Origin of the sequence: Xanthomonas sp. NCPPB 3569, from assembly GCF_041475645.2 — a bacterium.
Lineage (GTDB): Bacteria > Pseudomonadota > Gammaproteobacteria > Xanthomonadales > Xanthomonadaceae > Xanthomonas > Xanthomonas phaseoli.
In genome coordinates this window covers 1,142,830-1,158,303 of sequence record NZ_CM192969.1, presented here as the reverse complement: position 1 = coordinate 1,158,303, position 15,474 = coordinate 1,142,830, and the positions used below count along the sequence as shown (strand labels likewise).

16 protein-coding genes, 1 other RNA gene and 1 pseudogene are annotated in these 15,474 nt (G+C 65.7%); 12 read left to right on the top strand and 6 right to left on the bottom strand.

The window, feature by feature from the left end; all coding sequences use genetic code 11:
- The first annotated feature begins 195 nt into the window (after positions 1–195).
- Positions 196–765, top strand: a complete 570-nt coding sequence (locus ACCQ03_RS04870) for a type 1 glutamine amidotransferase family protein (RefSeq protein ID WP_008576347.1) — start codon at positions 196–198, stop codon at positions 763–765.
- 95 nt (positions 766–860) lie between these two features.
- A pseudogene (locus ACCQ03_RS04865) lies at positions 861–1,065 on the top strand (hypothetical protein).
- Positions 1,066–1,178: 113 nt separating this feature from the next.
- Here the strand turns inward: ACCQ03_RS04865 and msrA are convergent.
- Together msrA and ACCQ03_RS04855 are read right to left on the bottom strand one after the other, a co-directional pair.
- Positions 1,179–1,829, bottom strand: coding sequence for a peptide-methionine (S)-S-oxide reductase MsrA (gene msrA, locus ACCQ03_RS04860; RefSeq protein WP_054318707.1), 651 nt, complete (start codon positions 1,827–1,829; stop codon positions 1,179–1,181).
- A 95-nt stretch (positions 1,830–1,924) separates the two neighbouring features.
- On the bottom strand, positions 1,925–2,440 hold the full coding sequence (locus tag ACCQ03_RS04855) for an SgcJ/EcaC family oxidoreductase (protein WP_057687012.1): 516 nt from the start codon (positions 2,438–2,440) through the stop codon (positions 1,925–1,927).
- Positions 2,441–2,564: 124 nt separating this feature from the next.
- On the opposite strand from ACCQ03_RS04855, the gene ACCQ03_RS04850 reads away from it, so the two are divergent.
- From ACCQ03_RS04850 to ACCQ03_RS04840, 3 genes are read left to right on the top strand one after another with little or no spacing between them, the layout of a single operon-like run.
- Positions 2,565–3,272: a helix-turn-helix transcriptional regulator gene (locus ACCQ03_RS04850; RefSeq protein ID WP_057679192.1), complete on the top strand. Its 708-nt coding sequence runs from the start codon at positions 2,565–2,567 to the stop codon at positions 3,270–3,272.
- On the top strand, positions 3,269–5,179 hold the full coding sequence (locus ACCQ03_RS04845; RefSeq protein WP_057679193.1) for an ATP-binding protein: 1,911 nt from the start codon (positions 3,269–3,271) through the stop codon (positions 5,177–5,179). The genes ACCQ03_RS04850 and ACCQ03_RS04845 overlap by 4 nt, the downstream gene beginning before the upstream one ends.
- Complete coding sequence (locus ACCQ03_RS04840) at positions 5,176–5,640, top strand: response regulator (RefSeq protein WP_017157282.1); 465 nt, start codon at positions 5,176–5,178, stop codon at positions 5,638–5,640. Before ACCQ03_RS04845 ends, ACCQ03_RS04840 begins: the two co-directional genes overlap by 4 nt.
- A 127-nt stretch (positions 5,641–5,767) precedes the next feature.
- On the opposite strand, the gene ACCQ03_RS04835 is transcribed toward ACCQ03_RS04840, so the two are convergent.
- Together ACCQ03_RS04835 and ACCQ03_RS04830 are read right to left on the bottom strand one after the other, a co-directional pair.
- Entirely contained in the window at positions 5,768–5,998 is a 231-nt protein-coding gene (locus tag ACCQ03_RS04835) for a putative signal transducing protein (protein ID WP_039570790.1), read from the bottom strand.
- Positions 5,999–6,000: 2 nt separating this feature from the next.
- Positions 6,001–6,642, bottom strand: a complete 642-nt coding sequence (locus tag ACCQ03_RS04830; RefSeq protein ID WP_057679194.1) for a glutathione S-transferase family protein — start codon at positions 6,640–6,642, stop codon at positions 6,001–6,003.
- Between the two features lie 420 nt (positions 6,643–7,062).
- On the opposite strand from ACCQ03_RS04830, the gene ACCQ03_RS04825 reads away from it, so the two are divergent.
- The 3 genes from ACCQ03_RS04825 (at position 7,063) to ACCQ03_RS04815 (ending at position 10,114) form a co-directional block, all read left to right on the top strand.
- Complete coding sequence (locus ACCQ03_RS04825) at positions 7,063–8,802, top strand: glutamine--tRNA ligase/YqeY domain fusion protein (protein ID WP_150145576.1); 1,740 nt, start codon at positions 7,063–7,065, stop codon at positions 8,800–8,802.
- Positions 8,803–8,951: 149 nt separating this feature from the next.
- Positions 8,952–9,173: a hypothetical protein gene (locus ACCQ03_RS04820; protein ID WP_057679196.1), complete on the top strand. Its 222-nt coding sequence runs from the start codon at positions 8,952–8,954 to the stop codon at positions 9,171–9,173.
- An 11-nt stretch (positions 9,174–9,184) separates the two neighbouring features.
- On the top strand, positions 9,185–10,114 hold the full coding sequence (locus ACCQ03_RS04815) for a DMT family transporter (RefSeq protein WP_209225653.1): 930 nt from the start codon (positions 9,185–9,187) through the stop codon (positions 10,112–10,114).
- A gap of 326 nt (positions 10,115–10,440) precedes the next feature.
- Here ACCQ03_RS04815 and ACCQ03_RS04810 read toward each other — a convergent pair.
- Positions 10,441–10,516: non-coding RNA, sX9 sRNA (locus ACCQ03_RS04810), on the bottom strand.
- Between the two features lie 296 nt (positions 10,517–10,812).
- Here ACCQ03_RS04810 and ACCQ03_RS04805 point away from each other — a divergent pair.
- The 3 genes from ACCQ03_RS04805 to rlmM are packed head-to-tail and all read left to right on the top strand — an operon-like array spanning position 10,813 to position 12,800.
- Positions 10,813–11,160: a hypothetical protein gene (locus ACCQ03_RS04805; protein ID WP_237377094.1), complete on the top strand. Its 348-nt coding sequence runs from the start codon at positions 10,813–10,815 to the stop codon at positions 11,158–11,160.
- Positions 11,160–11,720 carry a nucleoside deaminase gene (locus ACCQ03_RS04800; protein ID WP_039570775.1) on the top strand — a complete coding sequence of 187 codons (561 nt, stop codon included), beginning with the start codon at positions 11,160–11,162 and terminating at the stop codon, positions 11,718–11,720. The genes ACCQ03_RS04805 and ACCQ03_RS04800 overlap by 1 nt, the downstream gene beginning before the upstream one ends.
- A gap of 36 nt (positions 11,721–11,756) precedes the next feature.
- Positions 11,757–12,800, top strand: coding sequence for a 23S rRNA (cytidine(2498)-2'-O)-methyltransferase RlmM (rlmM, locus tag ACCQ03_RS04795; RefSeq protein WP_017157292.1), 1,044 nt, complete (start codon positions 11,757–11,759; stop codon positions 12,798–12,800).
- 479 nt (positions 12,801–13,279) lie between these two features.
- Here the strand turns inward: rlmM and ACCQ03_RS04790 are convergent, their stop codons facing one another.
- Positions 13,280–14,389 carry a Gfo/Idh/MocA family protein gene (locus tag ACCQ03_RS04790; protein WP_039570772.1) on the bottom strand — a complete coding sequence of 370 codons (1,110 nt, stop codon included), beginning with the start codon at positions 14,387–14,389 and terminating at the stop codon, positions 13,280–13,282.
- Between the two features lie 123 nt (positions 14,390–14,512).
- Between ACCQ03_RS04790 and ACCQ03_RS04785 the strand changes: the two genes are divergently transcribed.
- On the top strand, positions 14,513–15,418 hold the full coding sequence (locus ACCQ03_RS04785) for an SMP-30/gluconolactonase/LRE family protein (RefSeq protein ID WP_057679201.1): 906 nt from the start codon (positions 14,513–14,515) through the stop codon (positions 15,416–15,418).
- Positions 15,419–15,474 lie beyond the last annotated feature (56 nt).

Below are 15,474 nucleotides of genomic sequence, written 5' to 3'. Positions count from 1 at the left end.
CCGGCTTTGCCGGGGATCAACGGCAACCACATATCAGCGCCGCTGCACGACAGGCAGGAGACCGCGCGGCAACGTCACGCCATACCCGCGCCGTGTCACGCCCGGACCGAGTGAGCCCTGCCCTCCACATATCGCTTACATCCGCTGCGCGCGCACTGCCTAGAATCCGGATTCCCTCAACTGGCGTAACGGACAATGGCAAACATTGCAGTGGTGATGGTCGACGGCGTGGCCGATTGGGAAATCGGCGTGGTGCTGCCGGCAGCACGCGAATGGTTCGGCGACCAGGTCGCCATTGCCAGTATCGACGGGCAACCGCTGCAGTCCATCGGCGGGGTGCGCATCACGCCGGAATTCGCCCTTTCCGATCTGGCGCCACTGCAGGCCGATCTGTGGATCCTGCCCGGCAGCGAACGCTGGCAGGCCGGCGAAATCCCCGGTCTGAGCGGCTTGCTGGTCGAGCGCGTGCAGCAGCAGCGCCCGGTCGCGGCGATTTGCGGTGCCACCCTCGCCTTCGCCTATGCCGGCCTGCTCGATGAGCGCGCGCACACCAGCAACGCGCTGGCCTTCCTGCAGGAGCACGTGGTGCCGTACGCAGGCGCTGCGCACTATCGCCACGAAAAGGTGGTCAGCGCCGACGGCGTCATCACCGCACCCGGCACCAGCCCGGTGAATTTCGCATTGGCATGCATGCGGCAATTGCATCCGGAGCGCACCGACACGCTTGCCCAGTTGCGCGGCATGTTTGCCGGAGAATTCGTTTAATCCACTCGATTCAGGCCGGCATGGTTGATGCGCTGCATCGGCTGACCATCCGATGCACCAACCGGTCTTTCGCGCGCCCTGGCGACTTGCCTCCAATGCTGGCGCAACGAGCGCCAGGTTGGGTACGCAACCGGTTTTTACGCCTCGCGTGCCGTGGCAGCACGCAACTGCGATTTGCGGCGCAGCTTCACCGCGCCGGTTCGCCTGCGAACACACCGCGCCATCAGCGGCATGCCTGGCGAGAACGCCGCAAAAAAAGATGGCCACGCCGTCTCCGACGCAGCCATTCAAGTTGCCTAGCACGCACTCCCATGCGGTGCCTGATCGTGATAACGCTGCCGGTCACTGTCGGCCATCGGCACGCTGCCACGATCTTTGTGGATGGCAACGTTTCAATCCGGCCCGCCTTACCGTCAGGCATCCAGCCCGATCGGGCAGCTCACTCCCGTGCCGCCAAGCCCGCAATAACCATTGGGGTGCTTGGCCAGATATTGCTGGTGATCGTCTTCGGCGTAGTAGAACGTGGGCGCCGGGAAACGGATCTCCGTGGTGATTTCGCCGTACCCGGCTGCGGTCAGTTGTTGCTGATACGCATCGCGGCTGGCAAGCGCGGCGTCGTACTGCGCCTGCGTGGTGCAGTAAATCGCCGAGCGATATTGCGTGCCGACATCGTTACCTTGCTGCATGCCCTGGGTGGGGTCGTGGCTTTCCCAGAACGTACGCAGCAATTGCGCGAACGACACCGCTTGTTCGTCGAACACCACCAGAACCGCTTCGGTGTGGCCGGTCTGCCCGGAACACACTTCCGAATAGGTCGCGTTCGGCGTCTGCCCGCCGGCGTAACCCACTGCCGTGGTGTAAACCCCTGGCACGTTCCAGAACTTGCGTTCTGCGCCCCAGAAGCAGCCAAGCCCGAATTGCACTTGGGCCAGACCAGTGAATTCCCCGCGCAACGGATGGCCGTTGACCAGGTGCGTGTTATGCAGCGGCAGCGCTTGCTCGCGCCCAGGCAGGGCTTCGCCCGGGCGTGGCATACGTTGTTTGAAGGCGCCGATTCCCAGCATGGTGCAACTCCGCAATCGTGAGGATTGCCTGCTGGATGGCGCCGGCCAGAGCCACTTTCAAGCCTGCCCGACCGGCGCCTGTCGCCCGCGCCGCATTACTTGGCCTTGGCAACTGTCGCGCGCGTGTCCACTTCCGGCATCGCCGAGCTGTGGTGGTTGATGATCAACCACTTGCCGTCGCGCTTTTCGTAGACGAAGGTGTAGCGGGCCTGCACGTTGCTCTTGTTGCCGGCCTTGTCGGTCAAGGTGAAGGTGTACACGCCGGCATCCACGGCGCTGTCGTCGTCGAGCACGCGCACGGTGCGGTAGTTGACCACGCCCTGCGGCTTCTTGGTCAGGAACATCTCGAAGTAGTTTTCGATCTGCTCGCGCGAGGCGCGCACTTCGTTGGAGACCGTCGGCAGCAACACGCCGTCCGGTGCATAAAGGTCGGCCACCTTGTGCGGGTTGCCGGTGGCCAGCGCCGCGTTCCAAGTGTCGAACAGCGCAGCGACTTCGCGCTCCTCGCCGCCGGCCGGCAGCTTGGCCTTGTCGGTGTAATGCATCACGCCGCCAGCCAGCGCCGGGGTGGCAGCCACAGCCAGAACCAGAGAGAAGAGGGTGCGACGCATGGGAAGTCTCCGTGTGATTGATGGGGGTGCCTCAGCAGGCAAGGCCAGTATCGAAATCAAGCAGCCCCAACAATTCTGCCGAGTGGCATATACTCAAATATGCTGATCGGCCTAGAGCGAACCTATGGAAACCCCTACCAATGCTGGCGATTGGCGCCTGACCTTGCGCCGCGAGGCCTCCGATAGCGCGCGTTGGCAGGCGCTGTGGGAAGCAGCCGTTGCACTGCGCCAGGCACAGAGCCCCGAGCAGGCCTGCGATGCAGTCCTCGGGCGGGTGCTGTTGTTGCTGGGCCTGGAACACGGCGCGGTATTGGCGCAGCGCGGCCCGCGCGCGCAGGTGTTAGCCAGCCGCGGCCGGGCATTGCCGCCCGGGGCCAGCGCCGCGGGCGATGGCCATGAAGCGGCCTGGTGGATGCCGCCACGCCCGTCCGATATGCGCGAAGCCAGGGTGCCGATCCACGCGCTGGGCACCACGCACGGCATGCTCTGCGTGGCCTGGAGCGACGGCCGCCCGCCTCCCGGCAATGACGACGTGCAGGCGCTGCAGGCGTTCGCGCTGTTGCTGCCGGCGATGGTGGCAGAACCGGCCAAACCAATTGCCACGCGGCGGCGCAAACCGCTGCAGGACGACCGTCTGGCCGCGCTGAGCAAGCGCGAAAAACAGGTATTGTCGTTGCTCCCGCGCGGACTCACCAACGCGACCCTCGCAGCTGAACTGGGGATTTCTCCCGGCACGGTCAAAGTGCACGTGGAGCGAATCCTGCAGAAACTTGAGGTAAAAGATCGCACCCAGGCCGCGGTGTACGCGGTCCAATCCGGACTTGCGCTATGAATGCATTGGCGGTGCGTTGGAACGATTGGCCGATTACCCGCAAAAGCCTGGCGGTGGTCACCCTGCCGCTGCTGTTGCTGGCCGTTGCGTTGATGGCGATCTACAGCGTGGAACGGCAGAACATCGCCGCCGAAAACGACGTGCGCCAGACCCTGGAAGTGCTCAGCGACCTGTACGAAGCACACGCGCTGTTGGCCGAAACCGCGGCCGGTGTGCGCGGCTATCGGCTGGTGCGGCGCGATGAATTCCTGACCCCGTACCGCGATGCAGAGCCGCGGCTGCAGCGCGTGGCCGACCGTCTTTCGCAACGCATCACCGACCCCAGCCAGGCGCGGCGCTTTGCGCGCATCAAGCCGCTTTTTGCCGAAAAAATGCAGGGTTGGCGCAGATTGCTGGCACCGGATCTGAGCCGCGAAGAAGAGATCCGGCAACTGTGGGATGGCAAATACAAACTCGACATCCTGCGTGCGGAACTGCGCGAATTGCGCAACTACGAAACCGCGCAGTTGCAGGTGCGTACCGCCAAGGCGCAGGGGCTGCGCCAGCGCAACCTCATCATCACCTTGAGCGCGGCGATGCTGGGCGGGCTGGGCGCGGTCTTTGCGGTGGCATGGTTCGCCTCGGCATTGTCCGGGCGCCTGCGCACCCTGGCCGCCAACGCCGACCGGCTGGGCGAAGGCCTGCCGCTGGCACCGCAACCGCGTGCCGGCGACGAGCTGGGCCAGGTCGGGCAGCGTCTGGCGCAAGCCAGCGAACTATTGGCCGCACGCGCAGCCGAAGCGCAGCTGGCGCGGCGCGAGGCCGAAACCGCCAACCGCGCAAAAACCGAATTTCTCTCGCGCAGCAGCCATGAACTGCGGACTCCGCTCAATGCGATCCTGGGCTATGCGCAGGTGCTGGAAATGGATCTGCCCGAGCCGGGTCATCGGCGGCACCTGCAGCACATTCTGGGTGCCGGCAGGCACTTGCTCGGGTTGATCACCGAGCTGCTGGACATCGCGCGTATCGAAGCCGATCAACTTGATCTGAGCCCGGGGCCGGTCTCGGTACGCGCGGCCGTGCACGAAGCCTTGGGACTGATCGCGCCGGATGCCGACAAGCATGGCATTGCACTGCAACCGGCATCCATCGATGGACCGTGGACGGTGCGCGCCGATGCGCAGCGGCTGCGCCAGGTGCTGCTCAACCTGCTGTCGAACGCGGTCAAGTTCAATCGTACTGGCGGCCAGGTGCAGGTGAGCGCGCAGGCCGATGGCGAGCAGGTGCGTATCACGGTTGCCGACCAGGGCGCGGGGCTGACCCCGGCGCAGATCGAACGCCTGTTTACACCGTTCGAGCGTTTGGGCGCCGAGCGCTCTGCGGTGGAAGGCACCGGGCTGGGGTTGGCGCTGAGCAAGCGCTTGATCGAGGCGATGGGTGGGCAGATTGGCGTGGACAGCAGCAGCGATGGCGCGCGGTTCTGGATTTCCCTGCCGCAGGGCGAGCATCAGCAAAGCGAACCTGCGCGGCCGCTGGTGCCGCCGAGCAGTGTCGGCAGCGGCGTGTGCCGGCTGTTGAGCATCGAAGACAACCCATCGAATCAGGCGTTGATCCGCACGCTCACCGAGCGTCGCCCGCAGTGGCAACTGCTCGAAGCGGCCAGCCTGGCGCAGGCGCGTGCGCTATTGCAGCACGGCGCGCCGGATCTGATCCTGCTGGACCTGCACCTGAGCGATGGCAACGGCGAAGAGCTGTTGCGCGAATTGCAGGCGCAGCCGGCGCTGGCCGCCATCCCGGTGGTGGTGATCAGTGCCGATGCCACGACCGCCACGCTGGCGCGCGTCGGCAATCAAGGCGTGCGCGCCTATCTGACCAAGCCGCTCGATGTGGCGGAATTCTTCACTGTGCTTGACGGATTGCTGGCATGACACGCGACGAAATCCTCGGTTCCCGCATCCTCATTGTCGACGACGAGCCGGCCAATGTGCGGTTGCTCGAAGACCTGCTGCAACGCGAAGGCTTCCAGCAAGTGATCGCCACCACCGATCCGCTCCGGGTCATGGGCCTGGTCTCGGCATTTGCGCCGGACCTGATCCTGCTGGATCTGAAGATGCCCGAGCTGGACGGCTACGCGCTGCTGGAACAGCTGGCGCGGCTATCAGACCCTGGCCAGTTCCTGCCCGTGATCGTGCTCACCGCCGACCCCAGCCGCAGCGCGCGCCACCGCGCACTGGGCCTGGGCGCCAAGGACTTTTTGACCAAGCCGCTGGATACCTTCGAGGTCGCACTGCGGGTCTGGAACGTGGCCGAAACCACCGTGTTGTTCAAGCGCCTGCGCGCATTGGCCGCGCCGGATGCAGCGCCGCCGGGGTGGCGTCAGCAGAGTTGATGGGCGCGCGATCGCGCGATTCCCTCGTAGGAGCGCACCCGCGCGCGACGTATGTTCCCGGCAATGCCCGTCGCGCCCGGGTGCGCTCCTACGCCAGGCATTGCACAGGCGCCCAGCGCGTTCAACGCTACAGCGCCCGCGTGACCTGCCCGCACAAGCCGATCTCTGCCAGCACCGCCTGGGCCTGAGTCAACTGCATATCTGCCACGCAGACCTGCAGCACGCCGAAGGCGGGCAGCTCGCCGGCGCCGCCCAGCAGCGATTCACCGAAGACGAACGCGGTGATGCCGGCATCTTCCAGCGCGTGCTTGGCCAGATGCGCATCGATGAGGTGACTGGCGCGGTAGGCGATTTGCATCTTCAGCCACGCTCCGCACGTTCGCGCGCTGCGCCGTTGCGCCAGTCGCGCAACGCCGGCAACGCATCCAGCGCCGCCAGATAATCGCCGGCCGCTTCAAACAACGGCACGCCGTAGCTGGAAAAACGCAGCGCCACCGGCGCATACATCGCATCGACGATGCCGAACTGCCCACACAGGAACTGCCCGGCATGGCCGTGTTCGGCGCGCAGGCTGGCCCACAGCGCCTGGATGCGCGTGATATCGCGCTCGGCGGCCGCATCCCACTGGGCAGGGCCCGGCGCGCGGGCCAGATTCATCGGCAGCTGGCTGCGCAAGGCCGCAAAGCCCGAATGCATCTCCGCCGCGGCAGCGCGCGCCTGTGCGCGCACGGCAAGGTCGGCCGGCCAGCCGCGCCCGTCCAGCCAGCGCTCGTTGATGTACTCGCAGATCGCCAGCGAATCCCACACATGCAGGGCGTCGTCCCACAGCACCGGCACCTGGCGGGTCGGCGAATACCCGGCAATACGCGCCTGGAATTCGGGCGTCGCCAGTGGCAGCGCGACTTCCTCGAACGGCACCTTGAAGTGACGCAACAGCAGCCACGGCCGCAACGACCAGGAAGACAAGGTCTTGTCGCCGATCACCAGACGGGGCAGTGACATGGGCTCGAGCGCTCCAACGGGGTCGGCGCAGCGTACGCGTCGCGGCCGATGCCCGCCAGCCATGCCGGGCCGCACGGCATGCCCTGTCCTGCAGCACGCGCGCAAGGCCGTGTTTGCGGATCAACAGCGCGAAGAAGCCAAGCGTGAGGCGAGAGCGGCTTTGGCACCGCGGTTGTTGCGCGAAGGGCGCTCCGACCGCGCCTGCTCGCCTGGTCCGTCGGCGCCGCCTGGCGTGCCGGTGGGTTGCAGCGTGAAGGCAGGCGACGCCAGAACCCACGCAACCCCGGCACGGCCTGCAGGGGCGATTGGGCACCAGGCCACACGCAAATCGACGCCCAGACGGCACCCCGCCGCCGCCCGCGCCTACCCCTATCCGGTGCCACCGCCTAAACTTGCGGTTTACCTATTGCTGATGCGCGCATGTCCGAGACCCTAGCCACCGACGCCACCGCCCCGGCGGAGAAGAAAGACTTCATCCGCCAGATCGTCCGCGAGGATCTGGCCAGCGGCAAGCACACGGTCATCCGCACCCGCTTCCCGCCCGAGCCCAACGGCTACCTGCACATCGGCCATGCCAAGGCGATCTGCCTGGATTTCGGACTGGCGGCCGAGTTCGGGGGGCTGTGCAATCTGCGCCTGGACGATACCAACCCGGCCAAGGAAGACCCCGAGTTCGTGGTCGCCATCCAGGACGATGTGCGCTGGCTGGGCTATGAGTGGGCGCAACTGCGCCACGCCTCGGATTATTTCGAGGTGTATTACCTAGCCGCGCAGAAGCTGATTCGCGATGGCCATGCGTTCGTGTGCGACCTGTCCGCAGAACAGGTGCGCGAGTACCGTGGCACGCTGACCGAGCCCGGCCGCAATTCGCCGTTCCGCGAGCGCAGCGTCGAAGAAAACCTGGAGCTGTTCGCGCGCATGCGTGCCGGCGAATTCCCCGACGGCGCGCGCACGCTGCGCGCCAAGATCGACATGGCCAGCGGCAACATCAACCTGCGCGACCCGGCGCTGTACCGCATCAAGCATGTGGAGCACCAGAACACCGGCAATGCGTGGCCGATCTACCCCATGTACGACTTCGCGCATTCGCTCGGCGATGCGGTGGAAGGCATCACCCACTCGCTGTGCACGCTGGAATTCGAAGACCACCGCCCGTTGTACGACTGGTGCGTGGACAAGGTGGACCTGGCCGGTCACCCGGAACTGCTGCAGCCGCTGCTGGACAAGGGCTTGCCGCGCGAAGCGGCCAAGCCGCGGCAGATCGAGTTTTCGCGCCTCAACATCAATTACACGGTGATGAGCAAGCGCAAGCTCACCGCGCTGGTGGAAGAGCAACTGGTGGACGGTTGGGACGACCCGCGCATGTACACGCTGCAGGGCCTGCGCCGCCGCGGCTACACGCCGGCGGCGATGCGGTTGTTCGTCGACCGCGTGGGCATCAGCAAGCAGAACTCGCTGATCGATTTCTCGGTGCTGGAAGGTTGCCTGCGCGAGGATCTGGACGCAGCGGCGCCGCGCCGCATGGCCGTGATCGATCCGCTCAAGCTGGTGCTGACCAACCTGCCGGAAGGCCACGCCGAAACGCTGCAATTTTCCAACCACCCCAAGGACGACAGCTTTGGCACACGCGAGGTGCCGTTCGCGCGCGAGCTGTGGATCGAGCGCGAGGATTTTGCCGAGGTTCCGCCCAAGGGCTGGAAGCGCCTGGTGCCGGGCGGCGAAATCCGCTTGCGCGGCGCAGGCATTGCGCGCGTGGACGAGGTGATCAAGAACGCCGACGGCGAGATCGTCGAACTGCGCGGCTGGCTGGATCCGGAATCGCGACCGGGCATGGAAGGTGCCAACCGCAAGGTCAAGGGCACCATCCACTGGGTCAGCGCCGCGCACGCGGTGGAAGCGGAAATCCGCCTGTACGACCGCCTGTTTTCGGTGGAGAAGCCCGACGACGAATCCGAAGGCAAGACCTACCGCGATTACCTGAACCCCGAATCCAAGCGCAACGTGCGCGGCTACGTGGAGCCGGGTGCAGCGTTGGCAGCGCCCGAGCAGGCGTTCCAGTTCGAACGCACCGGTTACTTCGTTGCCGACCGTCGCGACCATAGTGCGGCCACACCGGTCTTCAATCGCAGCGTGACCTTGCGCGATACCTGGGCCAAGTAAGCGCGCAGGACAGCCAGCGGCGCTCTTGCAAGCAGGGCGTCGCTGCCAGCGAGATCGGTCGGCGGCTGTGCGGCTGCAGAGGCGGCATCTGCGTTATCACGCACCCTCGCCGCCGCAGCGCCGATGCGCAGCAGACTGGCCGCCATGCCGTGGATCTGCAGACCATCACGATCGTGGCGGTCGCGCAGGTGCTGCGACGCCATCCCACTGATTGCGCAACGCCATCGTTCGCACGCGGCGCGGTGCGTGTGACCGACGACATCACAGCGGCTGGAACAGCGCACCGTTGCGGCGTGGCGGGGTTGTATCTGTCTGCAGCGCTCGCCTTGATCAACGCCCTGCCGCACGGCACGCTGCAATACACGCCCTGAGGAACGGCACGATGCGTGAACGCTTGATGGTGGGTGTCGCCTGCGGAATCGGCGCAGGCGCGCTGTGGGGGCTGGTGTTTCTGGCACCGCAACTGCTGGGCGCTTTTACGCCGCTGCAGTTGGCGGTGGCGCGGTATCTCGCGTATGGCGCCGTGGCGGCCTTGCTGCTGGCGCCCCGCGCGCGGCAGACCGCTGCCCGGCTGGGCGCTGCCGAATGGTGGGCGCTGGTGCGCTTGAGCCTGATGGGAAACCTGGTTTATTACGTGCTGCTTGGCAGCGCCGTGCAGTGGGCAGGCGGCGCGGCAACGGCATTGATCATCGGGCTGTTGCCGGTGGTGGTCACCGTGATCGGGACGCGGGCCGCCGGTGCGGTGCAATTGCGACGTCTGGCCGCGCCCTGCGTGCTGTGCGTGATCGGCGTGACATTGGTGGCACTGGATACCGTGCAGGACGACTCCGGCCAGCAGGCAAGCGATCGGCTGACCCGGATCGCCGGCCTGCTGTGTGCGGCGGGTGCGCTGGTGTCGTGGTCGGCCTATTCGATCGCCAATGCGCGCTGGTTGCGGCGGCGCCCGGATCTGTCCGGCGGCGACTGGTCGTTGCTCACCGGCGTGGTCACCAGCGCACTGGCGTTGTTGCTGGCACCGGTGGCCCTGATCGGCAGTGCAACGCATGCACCGCTCGAGTGGGCCAGTTTCTGGGGCGTGTCGCTGTTGTTGGGCATCCTGGCCTCGATCATCGGCAACGCGCTGTGGAACCGTGCCAGTCGCGTGCTACCGCTGACCCTGGTCGGGCAGATGATCGTGTTCGAGACGGTCTTTGCGCTGCTGTACGGCTTCGCCTGGGAAATGCGCCTGCCCACGCCACTGGAGCTGGCCGCCATCGCCTGCCTGCTGGTCGGCGTGCTGTGGTGCGCAGCACTGCATGCGCAAGCGAAATGACGCCGGTACCTGATGCACGCGGCGGCCTAGAGTGCAGGCTGTGTCAGCCAGCGATGCTGCCATGTGCCTCCCGCAACCATGCTTACGCCCACCTGCAAATATCTTGCGCGGCGCGGTGTTTTCGCTGTCGATCGGCCTGGCGGCCTGCTCGCCGCAGCCGCCCATCTCGGACGCGGCGACTCCGGCCGAGGTGTTCTGTACGCTGCTTCCGGGTCGGCTAGATGACGATCTGCCCAGCGATCGCCGCGACGAAAGCATGCAGCAACTGGACCTTGCCACGCGCTGCCACCGGTCACTGCGCAGACGGCGTTGACTTCACCAAGAGCGGCTGACAACACGTATCGAGCAGTCGCCAGGTGGGTGCGGACGGTACGGAGGAACCGGAGTGGACGCGTGGCACGTGCCGATTCGAGCATCGGCCGCGCCCGCATGGGGCTGCACAATGGTTTTGTTAGCTGCTCCAAGACTGCAGGCATGTCCCGGTCACACCCAACGCCATCGCCAGCGTCATCAGCCTCAACGCGCGCATGACCTGGATTGCGGGATCTTGTCGCTGATCCTGCGCGCGCCACATTCCGCGCATCCGGGGCTTACCATGGCCGCTCACCTATCCTGATCGGAGCGGCCGCATGTCCCGTCTTTTGTCCCGGTGTCTGAGCACGCTATTGCTGCTGGCCTGTCTTGGGTCGATTGGCTGCGTGGCCGCACCACCGGCCGATACCGCCACGCCGCCTGCGGCGACCGGCGCGACACGCGGCCCGGCAACCGGCAAGGCGGTCATCGTCACCGCCACCTGCCGCACCGATGCCGATTGCACGGTGAAGAATGTCGGCAACTGTTGCGGTGCGTTTCCGGCCTGCGTCAACGTCAACAGCGCCACCGACCCCAAAGGCGTGCTGGCGCAATGCCAGGCTGGCGGCATGATGAGCGTGTGCGGCTTCCGCGAGATCAGCGCCTGCCAGTGCGTGGCCGGCCAATGTGCCGCAAAGGACGCGCAGGCCGATACACTGCGCCCCGCCACTCCCCCTACAGACATGGTCCACTGATGCTCTACGCGCACGTCCACCTCACCCTGCCCGACTGGATCCACGCGCATGTCGACGACAGCCGCGCCTATCCCAGCGATGAGGACAAGGTGGCCCTGGCGATCGAGCTGTCACGGATGAATGTGCGCGAGCGCAGCGGCGGCCCGTTCGGCGCGGTGGTGTTCGGCCCGGACCACCGCATCATCGCCGCGGCAGTGAACCGCGTGGTGCCGCAGACCACCTCGCTGGCGCATGCCGAAAACATGGCCTACATGCTCGCGCAACAGCGCCTGCAGACGCCACGCTTGAACGATGTGCTGTCGCCGGTGACGCTGGCCACCTCCGCGCAGCCGTGCTGCCAGTGCTACGGCGCCACCGTATGGGCCGGCATCGATCGCCTGCTGATCGGCGCGCGCGCCGACGACGTGATGGCGCTGACGCAATTCGACGAAGGCCCGTTGCCGGCCGACTGGGTGGGCGAACTGACCCGTCGCGGCATCGAGGTGGTGCGCGACGTGCTGCGCGACCAGGCGTGTACCGTGCTGCGCAACTACGGCGAGGGCGGCGGTGACCATTATTGATGTCGCAGGCGCAATGGGCGCCGGGCAGGTGCAGCGATGAGCGGCCTGCTGTGTTATTGCCGGCAGGGTTTCGAACCTGAGCTGGCCGCAGAACTGAGCGCGCGCGCGGCATTCGTCGGCATCGCCGGTTATGCGCGCACCCAGCGCAACGATGGCTATGTGCTGTTCGTCTGCGACGACGCCGCGCAACTTGCAGCAAAACTGCAGTGGCGCGAGTTGATCTTCGCCCGGCAAAAGCTGGTGGTGATTGCCGAGCTGAAGGGCATCGACCCCAAGGACCGGATCACGCCGATCCTGGCCGCGCTGGACGGGCAGCAGCGCTTTGGCGATCTGTGGGTGGAACACCCGGATTCGGACGCGGGCAAGCCGCTGGCGGGCCTGGCGCGCAGCTTCGGCAATGCGCTGCGCCCGGCCCTGCGCAAGGCCGGCTTGCTCACCGACAAGCCGCAACTGCGCCAACCGCGGTTGCACGTCTGTTTTCTCGACGGCGACCACGCCGTACTGGCGATGGCCGACAGCGCCGACAGCGCGCCGTGGCCACTGGGCATTCCACGCCTGAAGTTGCTGCCGGAAGCGCCCTCGCGCTCTGCGCTCAAGCTCGACGAAGCCCTGCTGACGCTGCTCACGCCCGAAGAACGCGACACACGGGTCAAGCCGGGCATGCGCGCAGCCGATCTGGGCGCTGCGCCCGGCGGCTGGACCTGGGTACTGACGCGGCAGCACGTGCACGTGACCAGCGTGGACAACGGCCCGCTGCGCGAGCATGTGCTGGAGACCGGGCTGGTGGAGCATCTGCGTGCCGACGGCTTTCACTGGAAGCCTGCGCAACCGCTGGACTGGATGGTCTGCGACATGGTCGAGCAACCGCGCCGCGTGGCCGAACGCATGGCCACCTGGGTGCGCGAAGGCTGGTGCCGCAACACCATCTTCAACCTCAAGCTGCCGATGAAAAAGCGCTGGGACGAGACCCGTCTATGCCTGGACCTGTTCGAGCAACAGGCAGAAAAGTCATTGATCGTGCGCGCCAAGCAGCTGTATCACGATCGCGAGGAGATCACGGTACTGGCGATGCGGGAGTGAGGCCGGGATTCGGGATTCGGGAATCGGGAATCGTAAAAGCAGTTGGCCGGTTCGGCTGTGTATGCTGTCGTCGATTCCTTCGACCACCGCGCAACGTTCACTGAGCGTTTGAATCATTCCTGCAGCGATGCTCTGAGCGTTTGAAGCGCGCCTGAGGCGTGCAGCGGGAATCCTCGTGATGGTTGTCCCGTGCCTTGTAGTAGAAATTGCTTCCCGACTGGCGCGGCTCGCTTCTGCGAAATTGACGCTTGCTCTTCTCACTGAATCGACATGTCTGCGGCCGCGGGTTGCCGCTGGTGTGCTGCTTGCGGCTGTCGGCCATTGATTGCGGGCGTGACGCACCGCGGCTGATTGGCCGCTTGCTCGCTCCACAGTCGGGATATGTGTTGGCCGCTGTGTGCTGCCATGCCTGGCGGCTCTGGGCCGCTGCTTGCTATTGCGGTGGCCCCGGCGGCACTTGGCCGCCGGAACCGGCTCGTTTACAGCACGATGCGCTTGCTGCCCTCGCGCGCCGAACGGTAGATCGCATCGACGATGCGGATGTCGCGCAGACCTTCTTCGCCCGGTGCACGTAATGGTGTGCCGTTCATAATCGCCAGCGCGTCTTCGTCCATCTGCAGCGCTTGCTGATGCGGCACCTTGGCGTCGAACACGCGGCCATCGCTGGCCCTGCCGGTCACGCCCTGGTAGCTCTGGAAGGGCGACAACTCGTACCAGCCACGCTCGCATTCGGCGCGCAACACATTCATGTTCTTGCCGAAGCTGGTCTTGCACTCGGCGCGCACCGCATTGGGAAACTCCAGGGTGAAGTCCATGTGCTCGTCGACTTCATCGAACAGATCGGGTCGGTCGGTCCAGCGCTTGGCCGTCACTGCCAGCGGCTCGGCGCCGGTTGTATAGCGGGCGGCATTGAGCGGATACACGCCCATGTCGTACATCGCGCCACCACCGAACTGCGAGCGCAACCGCCACGGGCGATCGGCCTTGGCGGTGCCTTGGTAGCCGTTGTACCCGGCCTCGGCACGCACGCGCTGCATCGCGCCGAACGGTTTCTCGCTGGCCATCGCAATCACGCGCCGCGTATTGGGTTCATGCTGCATGCGGTAGCCGATCGTCAGCGCCACCTTGTTGCGTTTGCAGGCAGCGATCATGGCCTCGCATTCACCGGCATGCATCGCCATCGGCTTTTCGCACCATACATGCTTGCCTGCGGCAGCCGCACGCAGGGTCAGTGGTGCATGCAGATGCGTGGGCGTGACGATGTACACCACATCGATGTCGTCGTTGTCGGCAATACGATCGAAGTTCTCGTAGTTGTAGACATTGCGGTCGGCGATGCCGTACTTGGATTGCCACTGCGGAATCTTCGACGGCGTACCGGTGACGATCCCGGCGAGCTTGCAATGCTTGGTCAGTGCCAGGCCGGGCGCGAGCTGTTCGCTGGCATAACTTCCCAACCCGACCAACGCGACATTGAGCGGTTTTCCGGGCTTTTTCTTCGGCACTGCCCACGTCGGTGCAGCGAGCAGGATGCCTGCACCGCCAAAGGCGGCAAGCAAGCGGCGACGTGTGATCGATTCCACGGACATGCAAACCTCCTTCGCGGGTGTGGGCGTACTGCTCGCGCACCTTACTTGATCGGGTGTGATCACCGCCATGGTCGCGCTGCACGTTCTGGCACACTGCTGGCGATCACATCCGGAGCATTGCGCATGACCCTCGCTGCCCATCTTCGCTGTTTGCCGCTGGCACTGCTGTTGTCCAGTTCGCTCGCCATCGCTGCCGACACACCCTTCGTTGCGCGCGATCTGATCGGCGATGGCGCATTCACACACAATGCCGAAGGCCCGGCGACTGGTCCGGATGGCGCGCTGTACGCGGTGAACCTGGGCAAGGACGGCACCATCGCGCGCATCGCGCTGCAGGCAGACGGCAGCGCACGTGCCGAGGTGTTCGTCACCTTGCCCGCGGGAAGCACCGGCAATGGCATCCGCTTTCGCGACGGCACCATGTATGTCGCCGATTACACCGGCCACAAGATCCTGCAGGTGAACATGCAAACGCGCGCGGTGAGTACCTTTGCGGCGTTGCCCGAAGCAGACGGCCCCAACGATCTGGCGCTGGCGCCCGATGGCAGCTTCTACGCCAGCGATCCGAACTGGAAGGACAATGGCGGGCGCTTGTGGCACATCGGCCGCGACGGCGCGGTGCGCTTGCTGGAAGCAGGGATGACCACGCCAAACGGCCTGGATGTCAGCCCCGACGGCAAGCACCTGTATGTCAACGAAAGCATGTCGCGCAAGGTGTGGGTCTACGACCGTGGCAGCGACGGCAGCCTGCGCAACAAACGGCTGCTGATCAGCTTTGCCGATTTCGGCATGGACGGCATGCGCTGCGATGCCGACGGCAATCTGTACATCGCCCGCTACGATGCCGGGCAGATTGCAGTGGTGTCGCCGCAGGGCAAGCTGCTGCGCACGGTTGCATTGAAGGGACGCAAGGCCAGCAACGTGGCCTTCGGCGGTGCCGATGGCAAGCAGGTGTTCGTCACCTTGCAGGATCGTGGCGCAGTTGAAACGTTCAGGTCCGATCGTCGCGGGCGCGAAACCGGACACTGAAACTGGCGTGTGCGTCGCATTGGTTCTCAGGCCGCGCAACAGCGTCCTGGCATGCT